The organism is Rhodanobacter thiooxydans, from assembly GCF_021545845.1.
In the GTDB taxonomy this organism is placed as follows: domain Bacteria; phylum Pseudomonadota; class Gammaproteobacteria; order Xanthomonadales; family Rhodanobacteraceae; genus Rhodanobacter.
The window spans coordinates 3,502,914-3,526,477 of sequence record NZ_CP088923.1 but is presented as its reverse complement, the minus strand read 5'-3'; the positions used below and the strand labels follow the sequence as shown (position 1 = coordinate 3,526,477).

Sequence of the window (23,564 nt, the reverse complement as noted above, 5' to 3'; positions counted from 1 at the left end):
TCGTGATCGCCGGCGGCGCCGCCGGCGGGCTGGAACTGGCCACCAGGCTCGGCCATGCGCTGGGCAAACCCGGTCGCGCCAGCGTTCGGTGATTGCGCGGCATGCCCGCGTGGCGGCGGTGCCAATGGCAAGCTGCCCGCGCTGGCCCAGGTCGCGCATCAGCAGGCAGCCCTGCTGGTTGGCAACCTGCGCCGTCGGCTCGGCGGCAAACCCTTGCAGGATTACCGCTACCAGGACCACAGCACGCTGATTTCGCTGGCCTCGTACAACGCCTTCGGCAAGCTGTTCGGCAACCGCGTCATCGAGGGGCGCCTCGCGCACTTCTTCTACGCCTCGCTCTAGCGCATGCACCAGACCGCCCTGTACGGCCCCTGGCGCACTTCGCACAAGCTGCTCGGCGATGCGATCGCCCGCAACACCCGGCCACTGCTGAAGTTGCATTGAGGCATCGGTGCGCCGGCGGTTGCGGCGTCCGCGGCGGACATGTCGGATTCGCGCTTCATCGGCACGCCTGGGGAATCCGCAATCATGCGCGAATCTTTCGCCGTGGCGGCGAGCCTCGCCATGGGTATCGTGTTGTCGGCCTCATGCCCGGGCCAGGACAGCAAACCCAGGCCGCCGATCGTCACCGATCCGGTCTACACGAAGCCGCAACAGCTGGTGGACATGGACCACGGACGCCGCATGAATCTGTACTGCCGCGGCTCGGGTTCGTCCACGGTGATCCTCGACGCCGGCATGGGCGATTCCTCGATTTCCTGGGCGCTGGTGCAACCGTCGCAGGCGAAGCGCACCCGGACCTGCGCGTACGATCGCGCCGGCATGGGCTTCAGCGATGCGCCCCGGCACGGCCGACAACATCGCCGAAGACCCGCATGCCCTGTTGCGTGCGGCGCACATCGGTCCCCCGTACGTGCTGGTCGGGCATTCGATGTCCGGCCTGACGGCGCGCGTGTTCGTCGATCGCTATCCGGACGGCATGGTTTCGCTTGCCGTGCCTTGTCCCGGAGCTACCTCGTGGCAGGCGCCGCCGTTCATCCCGCCCTTGTTGCGGCAGCTGATGACCAGCTCCCAGCAGGCCTCGAAGCCACCGTTGCCGGCGGTGCGCTGGATCTTGCAAGCGACGCCGTGGGGGCCGGGTTTGCCGCAGTCCACGCGGGCCGCATCGGGTTCTGAAATGCGGATGCACGCGGCAAGCATCAGCCCCGCGTTGGCCATGGCCGCAGCGCGGGCGAGGGTTTTCAGTGTCATGGGTTGCGGGTCAACATTCGTCCCCGCGGCAATTTCCACCATGTCCACCGGCGTGGCGGGCTCGATCCGTATTTCGCCATCCGGTCGCGTGACCGGGATCTCGTGACAGGCCAGAAACGAGGAGTCGGGCGGGGTAGGTTCATCGATCGATCGCCCTGGCGGGAGCGTCGATCCGGCATCGGCGTGGAGCAGCCCTAAGTCGACACCGCCGCATGGGCGGGGCATCGCTCGGCGCGGGAAGCCGCGCCCCTGGCTGGTGCTGGCGGTGCTGCTGTCTTGCGCGCTGGTGGCCTGGGCTGTGATCCAGCGGGTCACGGCACCGGTCCCCCGGCGGACGAAGTGGCCTGGCGTAACCGCATCGATGGCCCCGGATGACATCGCCGACATTGGCAAGCCTATTGCTTGCCTGAGTGCATGAGCGAGCTTGCCTACGACATCACCTATCTGGTCGAATCCGCATCGGCCGAGCCTGCGGCACCATCGCGGGCGCCTATCAGGACGCCGGCGGCCGTGGCGCCGTCACCGGCCAATGCGGTCAATGCGCAGGAAACGCTGGCGCGGGAACTGTTGCAGGTGGCCGATGCCCATGAGGCGCTGATCCAGCAGTATCTGCGGTTCAGCGGCATCGTCTGCCAGGGCACTTCCCCGCAGTAACCTGCCAAAGGGCTGCCGCTCTCGAAGAAAAGCTGACGCATTTCGACACCGCCGCTGACACGATCCCGCCTCGAGCGGACGTTATTTGACCGACCTAGAAAACCGGTACCTGAGGTATTGGCCAGGGTGGGGTGATACCAGACGGAGGGGTCGACGCCGTCGCGAGGGGTGAGGTTGCCGTCGACCGCGTCGCGCAAGGCCTGCTTCATCAGCGGGATGGCGGCGGCCAGCTGGTGCAGCGGATAGGTGTTGAAGCCGTCGTTGCCCTCGACCTGGATCCGCTGCTGGTACAGCACGCCGCCGGTGTCCACCCCGGTATCCGCCAGGTGCGTCGAGGTTGCGCGTGTCGCGTAAGCCCCAGTAAAGCTCGAAGTCGATGGATATCGTGAACGCGCCGATGTTCATGCCATCCTAGGCCGTCTTCCTTCCCGCCCGAGCGCACCAGCTTACGCCGAACGCCAGCGTGGCGCGGCGGCCGGGGAGGCTTGCCGCCGGTGCGCCAGCAGGAAAGCCCAGGCCGACCGGACTTCCTGCTGGCGTAGCCGACGGGGCCTCAGGCGATTTCAGGCAACGTCGTCACCCCGGCCTCGATCGCCGCCTTGTGCGTCAGGGTGCGCGGTAGGATGCGGGCGAAGTAGAACGCGGCAGTGTCGCGCTTGGCCTGCTTGAACGCGGCCGATTGCGCGCCGGCTTCGGCGGTGGCCACGCTGCGCGCCCACAGGTAGGCGAGCGTGACGTAGCCGGAGTAGTACAGGTAGTCGGTCGCCGCGGCGCCGAGCTCCTCCGGGTTGGCCGCCACGCGCTGGGCCAGGCTCACGGTGAGCTCGCTCCATTCCTTGGTGGCGATGGCGAGCGGACCGATCAGGCCGCGCAGTGATTGGTCGGCGCTGTGCTGCTGGCAGAACGCGCTGATCTCCTGCAGGAAGTGTTTCGCACCCACGCCCTGCAACTGGAGGATCTTGCGGCCCAGCAGGTCGGCCGCCTGGATCCCGGTGGTGCCTTCGTACAGGGTGATGATGCGCGCGTCGCGCACGAACTGCTCCATGCCGTTCTCGGCGATGTAGCCGTGGCCGCCGTAGATCTGCAGCGCTTCCTTGGTGCACTCCTGCGCCAGCTCGGTGGTCATGCCCTTGGCGATCGGGATCAGGAAGGCGACCAGTTCACCGGCCTTCTGCCGCGCGGCTTCGTCCGCTGCGCGATGTTCGATGTCGGTCTGCAGCGCGGTGTACAGCAGCAGCGCGCGCGAACCTTCGACGAAGGCACGCTGGGTCAGCAGCATGCGGCGCACGTCCGGCTGCACCAGCAGGTTGTCGGCCGGCTTGTCCGGGAACTTCGGACCGGACAGCGAACGTGACTGCAGCCGCTCGCGCGCGTAGTTGAGGCTGTTCTGCAGCGCGCGCTCGGCCAGCGCCAGGCCCTGCACGCCGACCGACAGGCGCGCCGCGTTCATCATGGTGAACATCGCGGCGAGGCCCTTGTGCGGCTTGCCGATCAGGTAGCCCTCGGCACCGTCGAAGTTCATCACGCAGGTGGAGCAGGCGTGGATGCCCATCTTGTGCTCGATCGCGCCGGCGGCCACGGTATTGCGCGCGCCCAGCGAGCCGTCCTGGTTCACCTTGAACTTGGGCACGATGAACATCGAGATGCCGCGGCTGCCTTCCGGCGCGTCGGGCAGGCGCGCCAGCACCAGGTGCACGATGTTCTCGGCGAGGTCGTGTTCGCCGGCGCTGATGAAGATCTTGGTGCCACTGATCTTGTAGACGGCGTGGCCGTCCGCGTCCGCCGCCGCTGGCTCGGCGCGGGTCTTCAGCAGGCCGAGGTCGGAGCCGGCCTGTGGCTCGGTCAGGCACATGGTGCCGGTCCAGCGGCCCGCGACGATCGGCTTCATGAAGCGCTCGCGCTGCCATGCCTCGCCGTGCTGCTCCATCGCATGGGTGGCGCCTTCGGACAGCAGCGGGTACAGGCTCCAGGCCAGGTTGCCGGACTGGAAGATCTCGGTGGTGGCGATGCCGAGCACGCCCGGCAGCGCCTGGCCGCCGTAGGCCTCGGGGTTGGTCAGGCCGGTCCAGCCGCCTTCGGTGAACGCCTTGAACGCTTCCTTGAAGCCCTTCGGCGTGGTCACCGTCTGGGTGGCCTTGTCGTAGTGGCAGCCTTCCGCGTCGGCCGGCGCGTTGGTCGGCGCCAGCAGCTGTTCGCTGAGGCGGCCGGCTTCGTCCAGCACCGCGTCGAGCAGGTCGCGGCTGTGCGCTTCGCCGCCTTGCAGCGAAGTCAGGGTCTGTTCGGCGTCGAGTACGTCGAACAGGGCGAAACGCAGGTCGTCGAGGGGGGCCTTGTAAGCGGTCATGGTGATTCCTTCGGTGGAAAGCGGGGGTGTCTAGCGGTATGTGTCGGGGATGCCAGGCACCGGGGAGATCCAGTCGTTGCCGTTGAAGTCGAACGAGCGCGGCTTGTCTTCCTGCTCGGGTCTGGCGCTGGCGCTGCCGCTGATGCGGTAGGCCAGCGCGCCGCCGCTGCCTTTGGCGGCGACCGCATGCAGCGCCTGGCTCATCGCCGCGGTGGGCAGCACCCGAAGCTGGACCACGTCGCCGGCGAGTTCGGGAATGTCGAGGTCGAACGCGGCGTGCAGCCGTACCGGCACCAGCTCGGCTACCTGCAGCTGGCCGTCCAGCGACTTGAAGTCCATCCCGGCGTAGCTGTTGTTCTGGATGCGCACGGTCAGTTGCCATTGCCCGCCCGGCAACACCAGCAGTTGCTGGATGCTCAGGGTCGGCGGATACACGCTCTTCTTCGCCGGGACGCAGGCGGCCAAGCCCAGCAGCAGGACGGGGGTGATCCAGCGCAACAGACGCATCGCGGTCTCCAAACGATCGTTTGAATGTCGATTCTAACCACGTTCGGGGGGCTTGGCGCCAGTGCAGCGAATGGCCGCCGTCGGCAGCGGCGCTGAGCCGGCGCGAAGTTCGAGCGCTGCCTGCGAAATCTCCGGCAGGCGCAGGCCGGGCTTTCGTGCAACGCGCCTGACGAAGGTTTCGCGGTCATCCGCAAACGGGCATCATCGGTGTTTCATCTTTTACCCACAGGGTTTCGCCGCATGTCACGACGTTTTGTTGCTCGCCGCTCGCCGATCCACGGCAACGGTGTGTTCGCCACCGCGCCGATCAGGAAAGGCGAGGAGATCATCGAGTACAAGGGCAAGTTGATGACCCATGCGCAGGCCGACGACCTGTATGGCGACGGCGGCGAGACCGGCCACACCTTCCTGTTCACGCTCAACGACGACTACATCATCGACGCCAACCAGGGCGGCAACAGCGCACGCTGGATCAACCACAGCTGTGCGCCGAACTGCCGCGCGCTGGTCGAGGAAAGCGCCAGCGGCGACCCGCGCAGGGACCGCGTGCTGATCGAGGCGATCCGTAGCATCAAGCCGGGCGAGGAGTTCACCTACGACTACGGCATCGTGCTCGATGTGCCGCACACCGCGCGCCTGAAGAAGCTGTGGAAGTGCCTGTGCGGCTCGCCGAAATGCACCGGCACGCTGCTCAAGCCCAAGCGCTAGCCAGCAGTCAAAATTCGCTTCTATACTCGCCAAAGTTGCCCGACATGGGGGAGGGCAACCAGGACGGCAACAAGGGGAAGGAAGCGATGGAAACGAATCCGTATGCCGCGCCAGCGGCGGTGATCGACGATGCGGCCGCGTGGGACGCGTACGATCTGGAAAACCGCAAGGCCGGGCGCGGCAAGCGCCTGGGGGCCGTGCTGCTGGACGGGCTGGTCAATCTGATCTGGGCCCTCCCGGTCTTCTGGGGCGGCATGATGGCGGTCGGCGTCAGCAAGGGGGTCAAGCCGGCCGCGCCGATGATCGGCGTGATGCTGCTGGGCTTCGCGCTGCTGGTGGCGATCTTGGTAGTCAATTGCGTGCTGCTGCACCGGCACGGGCAGACCATCGGCAAGCGCGCGCTGGACATCGCCATCGTGCGCACCGACGGCAGCCGCATGGGCCTGCTGCGCTACATCTTCATCCGGGCGTTGCCGGTGAGCCTGCTTGGCGCGATTCCGTACGTGGGCTGGCTGATTTCGCTGGCCGATCCGCTGCTGATCTTCGGCCCGGAGCGCCGCTGTCTGCACGATCTGATCGCCGACACCATCGTCGTCGACGTCTGATGCTCGACACCGTCCGCGAGATCGAGACGCCCGAGGGCGTCTCGCTGCGTCTGCGTGCGGCCGGCGCGTTGCCGCGCGCGCAGGCGTGGATGGTCGACCTGTTGCTGCGCCTGGTGGTGCTGTTCGTCGCGATGATCCCGCTGGCGCTGTTCGGCAAGGGCGGCAACGGGCTGGCCATGCTGCTGATGTTCGCGCTGCTGTGGGCGTACTCGGTGGTGTGCGAGGTGTGGCTGGACGGGCAGACCCTGGGCAAGCGTGCTCTGGGCCTGCGCGTGGTCAAGGCCGACGGCACGCCGGTGACCTGGCTGCCGTCGGTGGTGCGCAACCTGCTGCGCGTGGTGGATGCGCTGCCCGGCGTGTACGGCGTGGGCCTGGCCAGCACGCTGATCGATCCGCATGCGCGGCGGCTCGGCGACATCGTGGCGGGCACCATGGTGATCCACGCGCAGGAGCTGCCGGCCGGCCAGCAGGTGCCGGCGTTGCCGGCGCTGCCGCTGCCGCAGGTGCTGGCGGCCGACGAACAGGCGGCGCTGGTGGAGTACGCCGAGCGCGCCGGCCAGCTCACCGTGCAGCGGCAGGAAGAACTGGCCAACCTGCTCACGCCGCTGACCGGGCAGCGCGATACCGCGGCGATACGGCAACTGGTGGCGCACGCCAACTGGCTGCTGGGGCGCGCATGAAGCAGGAACGTTTCATCGCCCTGCACAGCCGCGAGTGGGATGGCCTGCAGTCGTGGCTGAGCGCGCTGGAGCGCCAGCCGAAGCGCACCCTGCGGCAGGAACAGGCGCTGGAGTTTCCGCAGTCGTACCGGCGCGTGTGCCATCACCTGGCGCTGGCGCGCGGGCGCGGCTACAGCCACGAGGTCACCGAGCGGCTGCAGCGGCTGGTGCAGCAGGGGCATCGCGTGTTGTACCGGCCACCGGCGCTGCGCTGGCACCGCGTGGCGGGTTTCCTGCTGGCGGGCTTCCCGCGCCTGGTGCGTGCGCAGTGGCGCTGCATGGCGCTGGCGGCGGCGCTGTTCTACCTGCCGGCGCTGTGCCTGGTGGTGCTGCTGCAACTGCGCCCGGAGCTGGCGCATACGTTGTTCAGCAGTGCGCAGCTGGTGCAGTTCGAGAAGATGTACGACCCGGCGAACACGCAGATCGGCCGCAGCAGCGGCACCGACCTGCAGATGTTCGGCTACTACGTGATGAACAACGTCAGCATCGCGTTTCGCACGTTCGCCTCGGGCCTGGTGTTCGGCGTCGGCGCGATCTACGTGCTGGGCGCCAACGGCGTGTTGATCGGCGGGGTGGCCGGGCACCTCACCGCGATCGGCTACGGCGGACCGTTCTGGCGGTTCGTGGTGGGCCATTCGGCGTTCGAGCTGAGCGCGCTGGTGATCGCCGGCGGCGCCGGCCTGCAGCTGGGCCTGACCTTGCTGGCGCCGGGGCGGCAGCGGCGCGGGCCGGCGCTGGTCGCGGCCGGCTGGGTCGGCGCGCAACTGGTGCTGGGCGCATTCGCGATGCTGCTGGTGGCGGCGTTCATCGAGGCCTACTGGTCGTCGATCGCGGCGCTGCCGGACCCGCTGCGGTTCGGCGTCGGCGCACTGCTGTGGCTGCTGGTGCTGGGCTGGCTGTGGCGCGGCGGCAGGGCGGGCACGCATGGAGCTTGAGCGGATCAGCGTGGTGCTGCGGCCGCGCGCGCCGCGCGAGGCGCTGGACCTGGGCGCCGCGCTGCTGCGTGCGAACGCGGCGGCGGTGTGGTCGGCGTGGTTCGCCTTCACCCTGCCGGTATTCGTGCTGTGCAATGCGCTGGGCGTGCTGCTGGGGTTGCCGTGGCTGGGCCTGGTGCTGGTGTGGTGGCTGAAGCCGCTGTTCGACCGCCTGCCGCTGTACGTGCTGTCGCGCGCGGTGTTCGACCGCGCGCCGGGCTGGCGCGAGACCCTGCGCGGCCAGCGCCAGTGGAGCTGGCGCAGCACGCTGGCCGGGTTGAGCTGGTTGCGCATTGACAGCAGCCGCGCGCTGCGCCTGCCGCTGGATCTGCTCGAAGGTGCGCCGCGTCAGCAGCGCGCCGCGCGCTGGAAGGTGCTGCGCCGACGCATTACGGGCGAGACCAGCCTGCTCACCTATGGCTGCCTGCAGTTCGAGCTGGTGTTGTTCCTGAGCTGCTGGCTGTTCGCGCTGCTGCTGATTCCGCACGAGTGGCGGCCGGAGTCGCTGGCCGGCTTCTTCCGCGACGACGTGCAGGTCGCCGCCACACCGTGGATCCTCGCTGGCGCCACGGTGGCCTACCTGGCGATGAGCGCGATCGAGCCGCTGTACGTGGCCTGCGGTTTCGCGCTGTATCTGAACCGGCGCACCCAGCTCGAAGCGTGGGACATCGACCTGGCGTTCCGCCGCCTGCGCGCGCGCCTGCAGGGGCTGGGCAAGCTGCTCGGCGTGCTGCTGCTGTGCGCCGGCGCGCTGCCGCTCTCGGTGCGGGCGGCAACTGCGAGCGTGGACGTGCCCAAGCCGGCGGCCAGCAACCTCGATCAGGTGTTCGGGCCGCCGGCCGGCGCGGACCGTTTCGCCGCCGCGGCCGCCGAGGTCTATCGCGATCCGCGCTTCGGCGGCGAGCGCACGGTTCGCCGCTGGAGCTTCAAGTACGCCTCGGCGCCGGCCGCGCGTGCGCAGCCGCTGTCGTTCCCGCTGCTGGCGCGCGTGCTGGCGGCGATGTTCAAGGGTTTGTTGTGGCTGGGGCTGATCGGCGCCGTCGGCGCGCTGGCGTGGTTCGCCTGGCGCTGGCGCAGGCGGCGGGTGCCGGCCGCCGACGAGGCGGCGCCGGCACCGTTGCATGGTTTGGCGAATGCCGAGGCACCATCGCCGCTGCCAGCCGACCTGGCGGCGGCGACCCGCGCCCTGTGGCAAGGACAGCGCCGGCGCGAGGCGCTGGCGCTGCTGTACCGCGGCAGTGTGGAGCGCACTGCGCAGCTGCTGCAGTTGCCGCCGGCAGTCGGCGCGACCGAGGCGGACTGGCTGCGCCAGGCCGCGGCCATCGCCGACGCGGAGCGCGCGCAACGCGTGGTGGCGATCGTGCGCGCCTGGCAGTTCGCCGCGTACGCCGGGCGCTACCCGGACGATGCCGCGATCGAGCGCCTGCTGAGCGGCTGGCCGGCGCAGTCAGGGGCGTCGGCATGAACCGCTGGGCGCTGCTGCTGCCGGGCCTGCTGGTGCTGGGTGCCGCGTTGCTGGTGGCGGGCTTCTTCGCCACCTTCGAGCGCAAGGACGTCACCGAGCCGATGGCGGCGCATGGTGAGGCACGCTACAACCGCTTCTTTGCGCTGGAGCAGACGCTGCGCCGGTTGGGCGAGCCGGTGATCTCGCTGACCACGCTGGATCCGAAAAAAATGCCGCTGACGTCCGGCGCCACCCTGCTGCTCGGTGCCGAGGCGGCGCGCGTCGATGTCGACGATGCCGCGCGGATCGCCGCGTTTGTGCGCAGCGGCGGCCACCTGCTGCTGTCGCCGGGGTCGGCCGCGAAGGTGCATGTGCCGCTGTTCGAGGCGCTGGGCCTGCTCGATCCGCGCCCGGCGGAACATGCCTGCAGCCTGCTGCGCACCGCCGCCGCGAACGAGAAGGAGGGCGTGCTGCTTTGTGGCCAGCGCTTCCGCCTGCAGCCGGGCGCGCCCGTGGAGGCAGCGATCGGCGATGCGCAGGGCGGCTATCTGTTCGCGCGCACCCGGCTGGGCAAGGGCACGGTCAGTCTGCTCGCCGGCTTCAACGCGCTCTCGCGCAACGAGCTGAAGCAGGCCGCCGCGCAGCAGTTCGCCTGGCGGTTGCTGGCGCCGAACCGCGGGCGCGGCGTGCTCTACCTGGTCTACGCGCTGGACGGCCCGGCCTTCCTCAAGTGGCTGTCGATCAAGGGCTGGCCCGCGCTGCTGGCGCTGGCCGTGTTGCTGGCCGCGTGGGTGGCGATGCGCAGCGCGCGGCTCGGCCCGCTGCTGCCGGCGCCGGCCTTGCACCGGCGCGCGCTACTCGAACACGTGCAGGCCGCCGGCGAGTTCCTGTATCGCCGCGACGGCGGCCGCAGCCTGCACCGGCTGGCCTGCGAGACCGTGCTGGCGCGCCTGCGCCGGCGCGACCCGGCCTGCGTGATGCTCAGCGGCGACGCCCTGTACGCACGCCTGGCCGAACGCTTCGGGCTCGACGCCGCGCAGGTCGCCCAGGCCTTCCAGTCACCCGCGAACGCGCCGGCGTTCCGCGCTTCCATCATCACCCTGGCCCGACTCAGGAGCCGCCCATGAGCACCGAAACCCTCGTCGCCCCGGCCACGCCGCCGGCACCGCTGCCGATCGCCGAACTCGGCGAACACGCACGCGCCCTGCGCACCCAGGTGGCGCGCGCCTTCATCGGCCAGACCGAGGTGTTCGAGCAGGTGCTGCTGGCCCTGCTGGCCTCCGGTCATGTGCTGATCGAGGGCGTGCCCGGGCTGGGCAAGACGCTGCTGGTGCGCGCGCTTGCCGCCTCGGTCGGCTGCAGCTTCGGGCGCGTGCAGTTCACCCCCGATCTGATGCCGGCCGACGTCACCGGCCACGCGATCTACGACCCGAAGACCGAGGCATTCAAGATCCGCAGCGGCCCGGTGTTCACCAACCTGCTGCTGGCCGACGAGATCAACCGCGCGCCGGCCAAGACCCAGGCCGCGCTGCTCGAATCCATGCAGGAAGGGCAGGTGACCATCGAGGGCCGCCGTTTCGCGCTGCCGGCGCCGTTCATGGTGGTGGCCACGCAGAACCCGATCGAGCAGGAAGGCACCTATCCGCTGCCCGAGGCGCAGCTCGACCGCTTCCTGATCAAGGTGACGATCGGCTATCCCACGCTGGAGGACGAGTGCCGCATGGTCGCCGGCGTGGTCAACGGCAAGGTCGCCGCCGAGCTGGACGTGTCGCAGGTGAAGCCGGTACTGAGCCAGGCCCAGCTGCTGACCGCGCAGCGCGGCGTGGCGGCGATCCGCATGGATGCGGCAGTGACCGACTACGCCGTGCGCATCGTGCGCAGCACGCGCGAATGGCCCGGCGTGATCGGTGGCGCCGGCCCGCGCGGCGGCTTGGCGCTGGCGCGGCTGGCGCGCGCGCAGGCGGCGATCGACGGCCGCGATTTCGTTACCCCGGACGACGTGCGCGCGGTGGCGCTGCCGGCCTTGCGCCATCGCCTGCTGCTAGCGCCGGAGGCGCTGCTGGAACGCCAGCGCCCCGACGACGTACTCAAGGCGCTGCTGCACAAGGTGCCGGCGCCGCGCCAATGATGCGAGCTACCCGCCTTTTTTGTAGGAGCGCACCCTGTGCGCGATGCTCTTCGCTCCGATGGAGCATCAGAGCATCGCGCACAGGGTGCGCTCCTACACGCATGCTCGGGGGCTGTTGATGCGGCCAGCTCCCGCGCTGCTGTGGCTGCTGCTTGGCTGGACCGTACTCGGCGTGCTGGTCAGCCTCGGCTGGCTACCGCTGGCGGCGTGGCTGGCCGGCGGCGGCGCGGTCGTGCTGCTGACGCTCATCGACGGCTGGCGCCTGCGCCGGACGCCGTCGCCTACCGTGCAGCGCGAGCTGGCGCCGGTGCTGCCGCTGGGGCCGGAGGCACGTGTGAGCCTGCGCCTGCGTGGCACGGCACGGCGCGCCCAGAAGCTGCGCCTGCACGACCTGCATCCGGGCGGCTGGGCGGCAAGCGGCATGCCGCGCACGGTGGTGTTGCCGCCGGGCAGCGAGGTGCTGCTCGACTACGCGGTCACCCCCGATGCGCGCGGCCAGTTCAGCTTTGACGGCTGCCACGTGCAACTGCGTTCGCCGTGGCATTGCTGGACCGCGCGCCGCGTGCTCGGTGCGGCATCGACGGTGCGGGTCTATCCGAACTTCGCCGCGCTGGCCGAGCTGGCCGGACTGAGCGTTGAGCTGGCCTCGCGCAGCGTCGGCGCGCGGCTGCAGCGGCGCCGCGGCGAAGGCACCGAGTTCCAGGAGCTGCGCGACTACCGCGTCGGCGACAGCCTGCGCAAGATCGACTGGAAGGCCACCGCGCGCAGCAGCCGGCTGATCTCGCGCGAGTACCGCGATGAGCGCAACCAGCAGGTGGTGCTGATGCTCGACTGCGGCCGCCGCATGCTGGCGCAGGACGACCAGCTGGCGCACTTCGACCACGTGCTCAACGCCTCGCTGGCGCTGGCCAGCATCGCACTGCGCCAGGGCGACGCGGTGGGCCTGCTGGCCTGCACCGGCCAACAGCAGCGCTGGCTGCCGCCGCAGCAGGGCAGCGGCGGCATGGACATGCTGCTCGGCGCCGGCTACGACCTGCAGGCGATGCCGCTGGCCACCGACTACCTCGCCGCCGCCAGCGCGCTGCAGGCGCACCAACGGCGCCGCGCGCTGGTGGTGCTGGTCACCAACGTGCGCGACGAGGACGACGCCGAACTGCGCGCCGCGGTGAGCATGCTGTCCAGGCGCCATCTGGTGATGCTGGTCAGCCTGCGCGAACTGGCCCTCGACCGCGCCGCCGCCGACCCCGGCGACGAACTGGAAACCGGCATCCGCAGCGCCGCCGCGATGCACTACCTGGCCGAACGCGAACGCGTGCACGAAGCGCTGCGCCGCGAAGGCGTCAACGTGCTTGACGTCAGTTGCAGCGAATTGTCCGGCGCACTGATCGAACGCTATCTCTCGGTGAAGCGCAGCAGCCGGCTATAGGCTGGGATTGGCTGTGCGGATACGCGCCGCGGCTCGGCCGACACGGCCCTTCTCCCTCCGGAAGAAGGTGGCGCGCAGCGCCGGATGAGGGTTCGGGCGAAGCGTGCGGCTGCAATGTGGATTGCTGCTGCTCGCTTCGCCCGGACCCTCACCCCAACCCCTCTCCTGAGGGGAGAGGGGCTTGCAAGAGACAGGTTTCGATGCCGGTTCGAATCCCCGGTTTCAATCTCCGAACGTCGCAGGTATCCATCACTCCTCCTCCGCATGCGGCTTCCACGCTGCACTGAGCTGCTTCTGCACCGGCGGCGGCACCGCTTCGTAGTGGCTGAGGTCGAGGCTGTAGCGGCCGCGGCCGCCGGTCATGGATTTCAGTTCGGTGGGGTAGTCGGTGAGTTCGGCCAGCGGTGCTTGTGCCTTGATCACCAGTTCGCCGCCGCGCTGGGTGTCGGTGCCCAGGATGCGCGCGCGCTTGCCGGCGAGGCCGCCGGTGACGTCGCCCACGCTGCTCTCGGGAATCGCCACCTCGACGTTGACGATCGGTTCCAGCACGATCGGCTGCGCCTTGCCGACCGCATCGAGGAAGGCCTTCTTGCCGGCGCTGACGAAGGCGACTTCCTTGGAGTCGACCGGGTGGTACTTGCCGTCGTACACGGTTACGCGCAGGTCCTGCAGCGGATAGCCGGCGACCGCACCGTGCTCCATCGCCTGGCGCACGCCCTTCTCGATCGCCGGCAGGAACTGGCCGGGGATCACGCCGCCCTTCACCGCGTCGACGAACTCGAAGCCGGCGCCGCGCTCCAACGGCTCGACGCGCAGGAACACCTCGCCGAACTGGCCGGCGCCGCCGGTCTGCTTCTTGTGCCGGTGGTGGCCTTCGGCGTCGGCGGCGATGGTTTCGCGGTAGGCGATGCGCGGCGGCTGCGCCTCCACCTCGACGCCGTAGCGTTCGCGCATGCGCTCCAGTACCACCTTCAGATGCAGTTCGGACAGCCCGCGCACCACCGTCTCGTTGAGTTCCTTGTGGTGCTCGACGCGGAAGCACGGGTCTTCCTCGGCTAGCCGGGCCAGCGCGTTGGAGAGTTTCTGCTCCTGGCCCTTGTGCCTGGGCACCAGCGCCAGGCCGAACATCGGCAAGGGGAAACTCGGCGGCGCCAGCGCAATCAGGTCCTCGTCGTGCGAGTCGTGCAGTACTGCGTCGAAATGGATCTCCTCCACCTTAGCCACCGCGGCGATGTCGCCGGGGATCGCCGCCTCGATCTCCACGTGGCCCTTGCCCTGCGGACGCAGCAGGTGGCCGACCTTGAACGGCTTGCGGCCGTCGTCGACCAGCAGCTGGCTGTCGCGGCGCACCGTGCCCTGCCATACGCGGAACACGCCGAGCTTACCCACGAACGGGTCGTTGACGATCTTGAACACGTCGGCGATTACGTGGGCCGCCGGGTCGGCGCTGACCTGCAGCGGCGTGCCGTCGCCGCGCACGAACGGCGGCGGGTTGCCCTCGGCCGGGTTCGGCAGCAGCCGCGCGGCCACGTCCAGCAGTTCGGGCACGCCCGCGCCGGTGCGCGCGCTGACGAAGCAGATCGGCACCAGGTGGCCTTCGCGCAGGCATTGTTCGAAGGCGTCGTGCAATGCCTGCGGGGTCAGCGCGCCTTCGCCGGCGTCGAGGTAGCGGTCCATCACGGTCTCGTCGACCTCGACCACCTGGTCCAGGATGCGCTGGTGCGCCTCGGCCAGCGAGGAGAAATCGGTGGCGCCGTCGGCATGGAAGAAGCAGTCCAGCACGCGGCTGCCGCGGCCGGCCGGCAGGTTCACCGGCAGGCATTCGTTGCCGAACTCCTCGCGCAGCGCGTCCACCAGCGCGCCCAGCTTGGCGCCGTCGTAGTCGATCTTGTTGATCACCAGCATGTGCGCCAGGCCACGCGCCCTGGCGTGCATCATCATGCGGCGGGTGCCGTGCTCGATGCCGTTGACCGCGTTGACCACCACCGCCGCCGTTTCCACCGCGGCCAGCGCCGACAGCGTGCCGCCGCGGAAGTCGGCGTAGCCGGCGGTGTCGATCAGGTTGAGGCGGCAGTCGCCGTGCTCGATCTGCGCGATGCAGCTGTCGATGGAGTGGGCGCGCGCCTTTTCCTGGCTGTCGCTGTCCGACACCGTGTTGCCGCGCTCGACCGAGCCCAACGCCTGGATCGCGCCGCCGGCGTGCAGCAGCGCTTCGAACAGCGTGGTCTTGCCCACGCCGGCGTGCCCGGTGAGCGCGATGTTGCGGATGCTTTCCGTGGAATACGTCACGATGCGACCCTCCCATGCAGGGCGTGGCCTCGTGGCACGAACGGCACCGCACGAGGCCGCGCGTTGGCGGCTGACGATGGCGGGCCGTCATGGTCGTCCTGCACCTGGGCAGGCGAGCCGTGCGCCGGGCAGGGGCGGTCATGGCGGAGAGACGGCGCGTGGCGCCGTCCGGCTAGCCTTGAGCCATCCGCCGGTTCGGTCAAGCTGCAATGCGGGGAACCGGCGCGGCGCGGCGGCGGTCCCAGCGCAAGGCCCGCCAGCCTGCCGCCGACGACCGATCGGCGCAGGTTCAAGCGTCATCGGCCATGCTGTGTGCAGCCATTACCCCAAGAGGCACCGTCATCGTTCGCCCGCAGCCGCTTGCCCGGCACCACCCTTCGCCGTCGAATGCGCCACCGGCCCAGCCGGGCCGCGGCCCGGGCCTGCGGGATGACGCGGGGCGGGTGTTGTTGCGGCCGGGGCGCTGGCGCGAGTCGTGGCGCGACCGCCGCGCGCACTGGCTGGCGCTGCTGGTAGCCGGCCTGCTGCACGTGCTGTTCGTGCTGGTGGTCTGGCAGCAGATGCGCCCGCCCACGATCCCTGCCGCGGCGCCCGCGCAGGCGGAGGTGCTGCAGGTGCGGTTCATCATGCGGGCGTCGCCCACCGCGACGGCGCCACCCCCGCCAGCGCCAGTCGCGCCGTCGCGGCCCCGCCTGCCGCCGCGTTCGTACGAGCCGCCGGCGAAGGGCACGATGACCCTGCAGGCGCCGGCACCGGCCGCTGCACCGCGTCTTTACGACGAACAGGGCCAACCGCTACTGCCGGCGGCCGCGGCCAGCGCGCCCGCGCCCGACTACGTGCAGCGCCTGCCGCAGGGCGATCCGCGGGTCATGCAGCATCGCAGCGCGGTCACCTATCAGGCCACGCGCTTCGAGAAGGACTGGAGCAGCGGCGGCAATGCGTTCGACAGCGCGCTGCAGAAACTGGTGGACAACACCACGGTGAGGAAGACCGTCAACCTGCCCGGCGGCGTGCGCATCCATTGTGGCGTTTCGCTGGCCATGCTGGCCGGTGGCTGCGGTGGCGATCCGCCGCCACCGCCTTCGGCGAAAAGCGGCGACGAACGTCTCAGCATGGCGCCCGCGAAGCCGCTGGCCGGCGACGCGCATGCGCCGACGAAACCCAGCGAAGAGGCATGCATTGCGATGTACCGCGCCGGCAAGCCGCTGGCGTGGGGCTGTCCGGTCGATACCGCGAATCGCGCAGTCGATGCCGAGCTGCGCGAGCGTGCCGCGGGTGCCGCGCGCGGCCACTGAGCGTCATGCGAAGGCGCGCCAGTGCCCGCTACACTCGCCGCATGCCCCCACCGCCGGACCCGCCAGCCGCCAGCCGCCCCGCCAATCCGGCGCGGGTGATGCTGAACTCGCCGCTGGCGGCGGCCACGCGGGCCAGGGTCTACCACCAGCACACTCGTCCGCGTCCGCGCGAACGCGGCCTGCGCATCCTCGCCATGGTCGGCGCGTTGCTGGTGCACCTGGTGTTCCTGTTCGGCTTCGTGCTCGGCCCGGCGTTCGAGGTGGTGCCACCCGCGGAGCCGCGGCAGCAGCTGCTGCAGGTGCGCCTGATCGAGCCGCCCGAGCCGCCGCCACCGCCGCCGGTGCGCGGCACTCCGCCGAAGGAGCGCGGTCCGCGGCACCAGGGCCGCAGCCACCGGCCCGCGTCGGTCAGCGAACGCAGCGCGAACACCGAGGCCGCGGTGGCGTCGCCGCCGGCCACGGCCGTTGCACCGCCGGCGATCGCGAAAGCCGCGAAGACGCACGCGCCGAAAGCGCAGCCGCCCGCCGCGCCGCCCGCGCCGGTGAGCCTGCCGCAGCCGGCGCCCGAACTGCAGCCCGTACCGCTGGCCGGCGAGCCGCCGGCGGTGACGCTGCCGACGCCTGCCGTGCAGCCGCCGGTGTCGCCGAAGTTCCAGCCCGAAGCGGTGCGCCGGCCGCAGCTGGAGGGCAACCGCCCAATGCCGCCGCCACCGTCGCTGGCGCTGCCCGAGCTGCCGCCGCAGGCCGCGCCGCCGATCACCATCTCCAGCATCGCGTTGAACACCGAGTTGCCGAAATCCGCTGCGCCGGCCAGCGTGGCGCCGGTGCGTGCACAGCTTCCCGCCGCGCCGCCGGTGCCCGAGCTGCAGCCCGTGCCGTTGCCGGCGCAGCCTTTGCCGAGCGTCAATCTGCGGGCGTCACCGAGCATGCCGGCGCCGAGCGTGCCAGCCGAGAAGCCGCAGCTGCAGGCACCGTCGATCGAGGTGGCCGAGGCGGAACTCGAGGCGGTGCCGCTGGCGCCGGCGGTACCAGCGCGGGTCGAGCCGTCGGTGCCGAAAGCGAAGGTCGAGGTTACCGAAGCCGCGAAGAAGATGGACGTCCAGACGTCCATTGAGCGGCCGCAATTGAGCACACCGCCGGCTGTCGTTGCCGCCGCCGCGCCGGCGCCATCGGTGAGCAGTCCGCCTGCGGAGTCGTCGCCTGCTGCGGCCGAACAAGCGACGCCAAGCCCGGCCGAGGCTGCCGGCGTGCGCGATGTCAGCCGCGCTCCCGACGCCACGCCGCAAGGCAGCGACCTGGGCACGCCCGGCACGCCCGAAGGCGTGCTTGCTGCGCCGGAAAGCGCCAACGCCGGCAGCCCCGCATCGCCGGCGGCGCGGCAGGGCAACGATCACGGGCGTCGCGGGGAGCAGCCCGGCAAGGGCCAGCTTGGCGGCCACCAGCCCGGCGCGAAAGAAGGTGCGCGGCAGGGTGCACTGGGCGGCTACGTGCAGCTCAAGCCGCGCGGGGACACCGAGATCATGCGCCACGGCACGCCGAACATCGGCTACCAGCCCACCCGCTTCGAGCAGGACTGGACCCCCGAAGGCGAAAGCTCGATCGACACCGCGTTGCGCCGCGCGGTGGAGAAGACCACGGTCAACCATACCTTCCACCTGCCGCGCGGCGTGCGGGTGGAGTGCTCGATCAAGCCGCTGCTGCCGATCGCGCTGCTCGGCTGCGCCAATCCCGACCCGCCCGCCAAGCCGGTCGGCGCCAAGGCTTACGAGCGCCTGCACCTGGCGCCCGCCAACCCGGTGGCCGCACCCGCGCCGGCGGCCAGCCGTGCCGCCCCCGTGCCGATGGTCAAGTTCGACAACAGCGCCGAATGCGCCGCCGCGCGCGTCGCCGGCGGTCCGCCGCCGCCGGGCTGCGCAGGCATCGTGCTGCCGGTGAAACCCGCCGTCCCCGCCGCGTCATCCAGCTCGTGGGTACCGGCGAACGACCAGTTCCATTGAGGCGCGGCGGACGGTCATTCCTGCTCGGGCGCACCGGATGCGTCGCAGGCTCGCCGCTTCTTCTTTGCTCAATCCGAAACGGGAATGCTGGTTTCAGCCAGCCAGTCGATCACGGCGCGCAGTGCCTCGATGTTGCCTGATCCTGCGTTGCGCCGGCCGTGATAGAGAACCAGTTGCTGCTGTGCGCTGGTGCCGTGGGTGACGATGGTGTCGAGGTGTCGCAGGGACGAACTCCTCCTCCAATCCAAACGTGTAGGGGCTGGAAGGCTCGGCGGTCATCGGGAGCTCCGGCGTGTTGGCGCCCCAGCATCACGTATCGCGCATGACGATTCCGTTGTAGGCATGCCGCGCGCCTCGGCGGGCGGCACCTCGACGTCGAACCTCGCCCCGCTTTTCGATGGCACCGGAGTTGATGGAAGTGCCGGCGTCGTGGCGTGGCGGTCGCCGTTGCCGTGACCGCCATGGGCTAACGCGAAACTGGCCGCGTATTCGCAGGAAATTGCGCGGAATTGAAAGGCTGCCGGAAGTTGCGCGGCGCCATATGCTGGCACCTTTCCGTGGGGGCGCGGCATCGCATGCCGCGATACGGAAAGGCGTCACCGGTGTGGACTCGCGGCACGTCGCCGCAGGCGCCGTTACTCGCGTCCGTATCCGGTTCAGAGAAAGCCAATGCTGTTTTCTGGAGGGAGAAATTCATGTCATTGTCAACGTCCGGCGGCCTCAGCCTCGCGCTGTGTGCCGCCATCAGTCTTGCCATCACCGGAAGCGCCCAGGCCGCCACCACCACGGGGCCCGAGGTCACGCCGGCGGTGCAGCACGACACCCTGCATTCGCTGCGCGGCGTGATGCCGCGTCCGGATGATTTCGCCAAGAACTCGCACGCACATCCGGCCCACCGGCTGCCCTTCATCGACGGCCCAGGCAACCAGACCGACGGCGCGGTGCAGAGCAGCCCCACCGGCAGCTTCGCGCCCGCACTCGGCGCCGGCTTCGACGGCGTGGGCCAGGGCTTCAGCGGCCCGCAGGGTACGTTCACCGTCAACAGCGCGCCGCCGGATACCAACGGTGCGGTCGGTGCCACGCAATACGTGCAGATCGTCAACAGCGCGTTCGCGGTGTTCGACAAGTCGACCAAGGCCGTGACCTACGGCCCGGTGACGACCAACACGCTGTGGGCCGGTTTCGGTGGCCCGTGCGAAACCGACAACGACGGCGATGCCACCGTGGTCTACGACAAGGCGGCCGGCCGCTGGGTGATCTCCCAGTTCGCGGTGACTGCCGCGCCGTACTACCAGTGCGTGGCGGTGTCGGCGACCAGCGACGCCACCGGCGCCTACTACCGCTACGCGTTCCCGTACGGCAGCGTTTTCCCGGACTACCCGAAGATGGGCGTATGGCCGGATGCCTATTACGAAACGTTCAACATGTTCAGCGGCAACACGTTCTCCGGCGCGAAGCTCTGCGCCTATAACCGCAACGCGATGCTGAGCGGCGCCGCGGCCACGCAGCAGTGCTTCCAGCTGTCCAGCAGCTATGGCGGTGTGCTGCCGGCCGACCTCGACGGCGCCACCGCGCCGCCGGCCGGTTCGCCGAACTACCTGATGAACTTCGGCTCCAGCAAGCTGAACCTGTGGAAGTTCCACGTCGACTGGGCGAACACGGCCAACACCACGCTGACCGGCCCGGTCAGCATCCCAGTGGCCTCGTTCGCCGCGGCCTGCGGCGGCGGTACCTGCATTCCGCAGTCTGGCACCAGCCAGAAGCTCGACTCGCTGGCCGACCGGCTGATGTTCCGCCTGGCCTACCGCAACTTCGGCACTTACGAGTCGCTGGTGGTGAGCCATTCGGTGCAGGTCGGCACCACGCACCGCGACCCGTATACCGGCGTGCGCTGGTATGAGGTGCGCAGCCCGGGCACTACGCCGGTGGTCTATCAGCAGTCCACCTTCTCGCCGGACACCAGCTACCGCTGGATGGGCTCGGTGGCGATGGACAAGATGGGCGACATGGCGCTGGGCTACAGCGTATCCAGCAGCGCACTGCACCCGGCGATCCGCTACACCGGCCGCCTCGGCACCGATGCGCTGAGCACCATGCAGGCCGAGAACAGCATCATCGAGGGCCTGGGTTCGCAGAGCGGCAACAACCTGTCGCGCTGGGGCGACTACAGCGCGATGACGGTCGACCCGGTCGACGATTGCACGTTCTGGTACACCACCGAGTACCTGAAAAGCACCGGCTCGTTCAACTGGAACACGCGCATCGCGTCGTTCAAGTTCCCGGGCTGCCTGTAACCGATGCACCGTCCGGCCTTGTCGGCCGGACAGTCTCGGCGAGGTGTACGGAACGGGGCCGCCGTGGGGCGGCCCCGTTTTTCTCTTGGAGCCTTCGCGAATGAGGCGCCGCCTCCCGGATATTCACAGCAGTCGCAGCAGTTCCTTCATCAGCGGCAGCCGGCGCACGCGCACGGCACTGGCGCGGAACACGGCGTTGGCCAGCGCAGGGGCGGCGGTGGGCATGGCGAGGAAGCTGGCGCCGGCCGGCGCGCGGTCGCCGGGGACGGTGATCACTTCCACGTCGTTCGGCAGCTGCGCCATGCTGGCCAGCGGATAATCCTTGTAGCTGTGCTGTTGCACCTGGCCGTCCTTGACGGTGATGGCCGCATTCAGCGCGATGGACAGCGCGTCCAGCGTGGCGCCGGCCACCTGGCCCTGCAGCCCCAGCGGATTGATCACGCGGCCGACGTCGACCGCGCAGACGACGCGCTGGATGACCAGCTGTTCGCCCTGCATCGCCGCTTCGATCGCATGCGCCACGTAGGCACCGTCGACGTGCCAGCAGGCGATGCCGAGACCGTTGATGGTGCGCAGCCAGTTCTTCCACTCGATGCGGTCGGCGACCAGCTTGAGCACGTTCACCAGGCGGCCGGTGTCCAGTGTGCCGCCGCTGCTCAACGGCAACGCGCGCGGTTCGCCGAGGATGCGTAGGCGGGTTTTCAGCGGGTCCTCGCGCATCTGGTGCGCGAGCTCATCGATGAAGCTTTCCACCGCGAACGCGTTGCTGAGGTGCGGCATGCCGCGCATCGGGCCGCGCGGCTGCGCCGATTCCAGCGCGTACCAGTCGCTGCGGTAGTTCGGCACCAGCGCGGCGGGCAACTGGTCGGCCTGCAGTTCGGACGTCCACAGGCGGTCGTCCGGCGTGCCGCGACGCGCCAGCGCGGAGGCGCTGGCCATGCGCTGGTGCCAGGCCAGCAGCTGGCGCTTGCGGTCGACGATCGCGCTGATCCGGTGCACGCTGCCGGCGCGGTAACAGTCGTGGCTGAAGTCCTCGTCGCGCGTCCACAGCAGGCGCACCGGCTTGTTGACAGCCTTGGCCAGCAGCACCGCTTCGGCGACGTAGTCGTGGTCGAGCCGGCGGCCGTAGCCGCCGCCGACGCGCGGCACGCGGATGTCGATGCGGTCGGGGGCCAGACCGGTCAGACGCTGCACCACGGCCCAGGCTTTCTGCGGCGCCTGGGTCGGCACGACCAGGCTGGCGCGGTCCTTGTCCAGCCGCACCAGGCAGTTCATCGGTTCGGCGGTGGCGTGCGCCAGCCACGGCTGCACGTAGGTGGCGTCGAGGCGACGCGCCGCTTTCCTGCCGGCGGCGTCGACGTCGCCGTCGTTGCGCACGCGGCTGGTGGGCAGGGCATCGCCGGCGAGCAGGGTGGTGGCCTGCTGCTCCAGCGCAGCGCTGTTCTCGCCGCTGCTGGCGCCGGGCTTCCATTCGAGCTGGAGTTTCGCGCGGCCCTGCAAGGCGGCCCAGGTGTTTTCGGCCAGCACCGCCACCGCCGGGGCGATCACCGTGCTGCCCAGCGGCTGGCCGGGCTCGGGCTTGAGCTGGACGACCTTCACCACGCCTTTCACGGCGAGCGTGTCGGTGGTGTCGATGTGTGCCAGCGTGCCGTCCGGCCACGGGCAATGCGTCAACACGGCGACCAGCGCGTCGCCGTAGTAGTGGTCGATGGTGTAGAGGGCGGTGCCGGTGACGATGGCGCGCGCATCGACGTCGCCGGCGCTCTGGCCGATCAGACGGTAGTCGGCGGCGTTCTTCAGCGGCGGCACGCTGGACGGCAGCGCGATCTTGCCGGCATCGGCGGCCAGGCTGCCGTAGCCGAAGCGGCGGCCGTCCGGCGCGATCACCGTGCCGGCCTCGCAGTGCAGGCGGCTGGCCGGCACGCCGAGCCGGCGCGCCGCCGCCTGCAGCAGCAGCCAGCGCGCCACCGCGCCGATCTGGCGCAGGTCGTTCCACGCGGCGGGGATCGAGCCGCCGACGCCGCCGAGCTGGCGGCCGTAGGTCCAGCGCGGCTTGCCGTTGTCGTTCTCCACGCCAAGGCCGAGCGGCACCACGCCGACGCGGTTCCAGTCGGCGTCCAGTTCGTCGGCGATGATCCGCGGCAGTGCGGTGGCGACGCCGCTGCCGGTGTCCGGGTCGCGTGCGCCGATCAGCACGTTGCCACTGGCGTCGATGCGCACGTAGGCGCCGAGGTCGTAGAGGTTGTCGCCGAGCATGGCCGGCGGCAGTGGCGCGTCGGCGGCGTCGGCGACGCGGATGCCCACCACCAGCGCACCGGCGCCGCCGGCCAGCACCTGCAGGAAGCGGCGGCGCGAGAGCCGGATGCCGTGGCCGCTCATGCGCGGGCTGCCTTGCCGGCGGCGGCGCGCTTGATCGCGCGGCGCACGCGGGTCTGGCAGCCGCAGCGGCACAGGTTCGGCAGCTGGTCGATGTCGCCATCGTCCGGCTGGGGTTTGCGCCGCAGCAGGTCGATGCCGGCGATCAGCCAACCTGGCGTGCAGTAGCCGCAGCCGATCGCGTCCTCGTCGATGAAGGCCTGCTGCAGCGGATGCAGGCTGCCGTCGTTGGCGGCCAGACCTTCCACGGTGGTCACCGCCTTGCCGGCCAGCCTGGCCAGCGGCTGCATGATCGCGGAGACCGCCTTGCCGTCGACCAGCACCAGGTCGGCGCCGTTTTCGCCGGCTTCGCCGCCGTATTTGGTGCCGGTCAGCCGCAGCACGTCGCGCAGGTACCACAGCAGCGGCATCTGCGGATCGCCGGTGTGGCGGAAGCGCTCGCCGTTGACCTCGAGGTCGATGCCGTCGCGGATCTTCTCCGCCACGACGCCGCTTTCCTGGGCGGTCGACAGGACCTGGGCTTGCACGCGCGCCATCCATCATCTCCTCGGGG

Annotated in this window: 19 protein-coding genes; 12 read left to right on the top strand and 7 right to left on the bottom strand. The window is 70.2% G+C overall.

The features are described from left to right. The first annotated feature begins 54 nt into the window (after window positions 1–54). Window positions 55–342 carry an NAD(P)/FAD-dependent oxidoreductase gene (locus LRK53_RS16055; RefSeq protein WP_027493412.1) on the top strand — a complete coding sequence of 96 codons (288 nt, stop codon included), beginning with the start codon at window positions 55–57 and terminating at the stop codon, window positions 340–342. 624 nt (window positions 343–966) lie between these two features. Here LRK53_RS16055 and LRK53_RS16050 read toward each other — a convergent pair. The 4 genes from LRK53_RS16050 to LRK53_RS16035 all read right to left on the bottom strand — a co-directional run bounded on the left by LRK53_RS16050 (window position 967) and on the right by LRK53_RS16035 (window position 4,756). Continuing rightward, window positions 967–1,566 (bottom strand): hypothetical protein, encoded by a 600-nt coding sequence (locus LRK53_RS16050; RefSeq protein WP_185754680.1) that lies wholly within the window; start codon window positions 1,564–1,566, stop codon window positions 967–969. 125 nt (window positions 1,567–1,691) lie between these two features. Next, window positions 1,692–2,216 (bottom strand): hypothetical protein, encoded by a 525-nt coding sequence (locus LRK53_RS16045; protein ID WP_185754679.1) that lies wholly within the window; start codon window positions 2,214–2,216, stop codon window positions 1,692–1,694. Between the two features lie 242 nt (window positions 2,217–2,458). Continuing rightward, on the bottom strand, window positions 2,459–4,249 hold the full coding sequence (locus tag LRK53_RS16040) for an acyl-CoA dehydrogenase C-terminal domain-containing protein (RefSeq protein ID WP_027493409.1): 1,791 nt from the start codon (window positions 4,247–4,249) through the stop codon (window positions 2,459–2,461). Window positions 4,250–4,279: 30 nt separating this feature from the next. Continuing rightward, window positions 4,280–4,756, bottom strand: a complete 477-nt coding sequence (locus LRK53_RS16035; protein WP_027493408.1) for a hypothetical protein — start codon at window positions 4,754–4,756, stop codon at window positions 4,280–4,282. Between the two features lie 240 nt (window positions 4,757–4,996). Between LRK53_RS16035 and LRK53_RS16030 the strand changes: the two genes are divergently transcribed. The 8 genes from LRK53_RS16030 (at window position 4,997) to LRK53_RS15995 (ending at window position 12,760) form a co-directional block, all read left to right on the top strand. Next, a complete protein-coding gene (locus LRK53_RS16030; RefSeq protein ID WP_027493407.1) occupies window positions 4,997–5,464 on the top strand; it encodes an SET domain-containing protein in 468 nt (155 codons plus the stop codon). Then, window positions 5,416–6,069: an RDD family protein gene (locus tag LRK53_RS16025; RefSeq protein ID WP_235642386.1), complete on the top strand. Its 654-nt coding sequence runs from the start codon at window positions 5,416–5,418 to the stop codon at window positions 6,067–6,069. The genes LRK53_RS16030 and LRK53_RS16025 overlap by 49 nt, the downstream gene beginning before the upstream one ends. Beyond that, window positions 6,069–6,749, top strand: coding sequence for an RDD family protein (locus LRK53_RS16020; protein WP_027493405.1), 681 nt, complete (start codon window positions 6,069–6,071; stop codon window positions 6,747–6,749). The genes LRK53_RS16025 and LRK53_RS16020 overlap by 1 nt, the downstream gene beginning before the upstream one ends. Next, complete coding sequence (locus LRK53_RS16015; RefSeq protein ID WP_027493404.1) at window positions 6,746–7,723, top strand: stage II sporulation protein M; 978 nt, start codon at window positions 6,746–6,748, stop codon at window positions 7,721–7,723. Before LRK53_RS16020 ends, LRK53_RS16015 begins: the two co-directional genes overlap by 4 nt. Continuing rightward, complete coding sequence (locus LRK53_RS16010) at window positions 7,713–9,227, top strand: hypothetical protein (RefSeq protein ID WP_027493403.1); 1,515 nt, start codon at window positions 7,713–7,715, stop codon at window positions 9,225–9,227. Before LRK53_RS16015 ends, LRK53_RS16010 begins: the two co-directional genes overlap by 11 nt. Next, window positions 9,224–10,333 (top strand): DUF4350 domain-containing protein, encoded by a 1,110-nt coding sequence (locus LRK53_RS16005; protein WP_027493402.1) that lies wholly within the window; start codon window positions 9,224–9,226, stop codon window positions 10,331–10,333. The genes LRK53_RS16010 and LRK53_RS16005 overlap by 4 nt, the downstream gene beginning before the upstream one ends. Further along, a complete protein-coding gene (locus tag LRK53_RS16000) occupies window positions 10,330–11,334 on the top strand; it encodes an AAA family ATPase (RefSeq protein WP_027493401.1) in 1,005 nt (334 codons plus the stop codon). Before LRK53_RS16005 ends, LRK53_RS16000 begins: the two co-directional genes overlap by 4 nt. Before the next feature lie 118 nt (window positions 11,335–11,452). After that, window positions 11,453–12,760 (top strand): DUF58 domain-containing protein, encoded by a 1,308-nt coding sequence (locus LRK53_RS15995; RefSeq protein ID WP_027493400.1) that lies wholly within the window; start codon window positions 11,453–11,455, stop codon window positions 12,758–12,760. A 249-nt stretch (window positions 12,761–13,009) separates the two neighbouring features. Here the strand turns inward: LRK53_RS15995 and fusA are convergent, their stop codons facing one another. After that, window positions 13,010–15,049 (bottom strand): elongation factor G, encoded by a 2,040-nt coding sequence (gene fusA / locus LRK53_RS15990; protein ID WP_027493399.1) that lies wholly within the window; start codon window positions 15,047–15,049, stop codon window positions 13,010–13,012. A 443-nt stretch (window positions 15,050–15,492) separates the two neighbouring features. Between fusA and LRK53_RS15985 the strand changes: the two genes are divergently transcribed. From LRK53_RS15985 to LRK53_RS15975, 3 genes are all read left to right on the top strand, one after another. Beyond that, window positions 15,493–16,344: a hypothetical protein gene (locus LRK53_RS15985; RefSeq protein WP_235642385.1), complete on the top strand. Its 852-nt coding sequence runs from the start codon at window positions 15,493–15,495 to the stop codon at window positions 16,342–16,344. Between the two features lie 41 nt (window positions 16,345–16,385). Continuing rightward, window positions 16,386–18,341 carry a hypothetical protein gene (locus LRK53_RS15980; RefSeq protein WP_235642384.1) on the top strand — a complete coding sequence of 652 codons (1,956 nt, stop codon included), beginning with the start codon at window positions 16,386–16,388 and terminating at the stop codon, window positions 18,339–18,341. A gap of 695 nt (window positions 18,342–19,036) precedes the next feature. Beyond that, window positions 19,037–20,635 carry a hypothetical protein gene (locus LRK53_RS15975; RefSeq protein WP_027493396.1) on the top strand — a complete coding sequence of 533 codons (1,599 nt, stop codon included), beginning with the start codon at window positions 19,037–19,039 and terminating at the stop codon, window positions 20,633–20,635. 123 nt (window positions 20,636–20,758) lie between these two features. Here the strand turns inward: LRK53_RS15975 and LRK53_RS15970 are convergent, their stop codons facing one another. Both LRK53_RS15970 and LRK53_RS15965 read right to left on the bottom strand, forming a co-directional pair. Next, entirely contained in the window at window positions 20,759–23,014 is a 2,256-nt protein-coding gene (locus LRK53_RS15970; RefSeq protein ID WP_235642383.1) for a xanthine dehydrogenase family protein molybdopterin-binding subunit, read from the bottom strand. Continuing rightward, window positions 23,011–23,547 (bottom strand): (2Fe-2S)-binding protein, encoded by a 537-nt coding sequence (locus tag LRK53_RS15965; RefSeq protein ID WP_027493394.1) that lies wholly within the window; start codon window positions 23,545–23,547, stop codon window positions 23,011–23,013. The genes LRK53_RS15970 and LRK53_RS15965 overlap by 4 nt, the downstream gene beginning before the upstream one ends. Window positions 23,548–23,564 lie beyond the last annotated feature (17 nt).

What these genes read in the sequence shown, in the direction of transcription:
- LRK53_RS16015 (WP_027493404.1), top strand. Translation starts at nt 6,746, where the DNA reads ATGAAGCAGGAACGTTTCATCGCCCTGCACAGCCGCGAGTGGGATGGC.
- LRK53_RS16055 (WP_027493412.1), top strand. Translation starts at nt 55, where the DNA reads ATGCGCTGGGCAAACCCGGTCGCGCCAGCGTTCGGTGATTGCGCGGCA.
- LRK53_RS15965 (WP_027493394.1), bottom strand. Translation starts at nt 23,547, where the DNA reads ATGGCGCGCGTGCAAGCCCAGGTCCTGTCGACCGCCCAGGAAAGCGGC.
- LRK53_RS16030 (WP_027493407.1), top strand. Translation starts at nt 4,997, where the DNA reads ATGTCACGACGTTTTGTTGCTCGCCGCTCGCCGATCCACGGCAACGGT.
- LRK53_RS16035 (WP_027493408.1), bottom strand. Translation starts at nt 4,756, where the DNA reads ATGCGTCTGTTGCGCTGGATCACCCCCGTCCTGCTGCTGGGCTTGGCC.
- LRK53_RS16040 (WP_027493409.1), bottom strand. Translation starts at nt 4,249, where the DNA reads ATGACCGCTTACAAGGCCCCCCTCGACGACCTGCGTTTCGCCCTGTTC.
- LRK53_RS16005 (WP_027493402.1), top strand. Translation starts at nt 9,224, where the DNA reads ATGAACCGCTGGGCGCTGCTGCTGCCGGGCCTGCTGGTGCTGGGTGCC.
- LRK53_RS15980 (WP_235642384.1), top strand. Translation starts at nt 16,386, where the DNA reads ATGCCCCCACCGCCGGACCCGCCAGCCGCCAGCCGCCCCGCCAATCCG.
- LRK53_RS16020 (WP_027493405.1), top strand. Translation starts at nt 6,069, where the DNA reads ATGCTCGACACCGTCCGCGAGATCGAGACGCCCGAGGGCGTCTCGCTG.
- LRK53_RS15970 (WP_235642383.1), bottom strand. Translation starts at nt 23,014, where the DNA reads ATGAGCGGCCACGGCATCCGGCTCTCGCGCCGCCGCTTCCTGCAGGTG.
- LRK53_RS16010 (WP_027493403.1), top strand. Translation starts at nt 7,713, where the DNA reads ATGGAGCTTGAGCGGATCAGCGTGGTGCTGCGGCCGCGCGCGCCGCGC.
- LRK53_RS16000 (WP_027493401.1), top strand. Translation starts at nt 10,330, where the DNA reads ATGAGCACCGAAACCCTCGTCGCCCCGGCCACGCCGCCGGCACCGCTG.
- LRK53_RS15995 (WP_027493400.1), top strand. Translation starts at nt 11,453, where the DNA reads ATGCGGCCAGCTCCCGCGCTGCTGTGGCTGCTGCTTGGCTGGACCGTA.
- LRK53_RS15975 (WP_027493396.1), top strand. Translation starts at nt 19,037, where the DNA reads ATGTCATTGTCAACGTCCGGCGGCCTCAGCCTCGCGCTGTGTGCCGCC.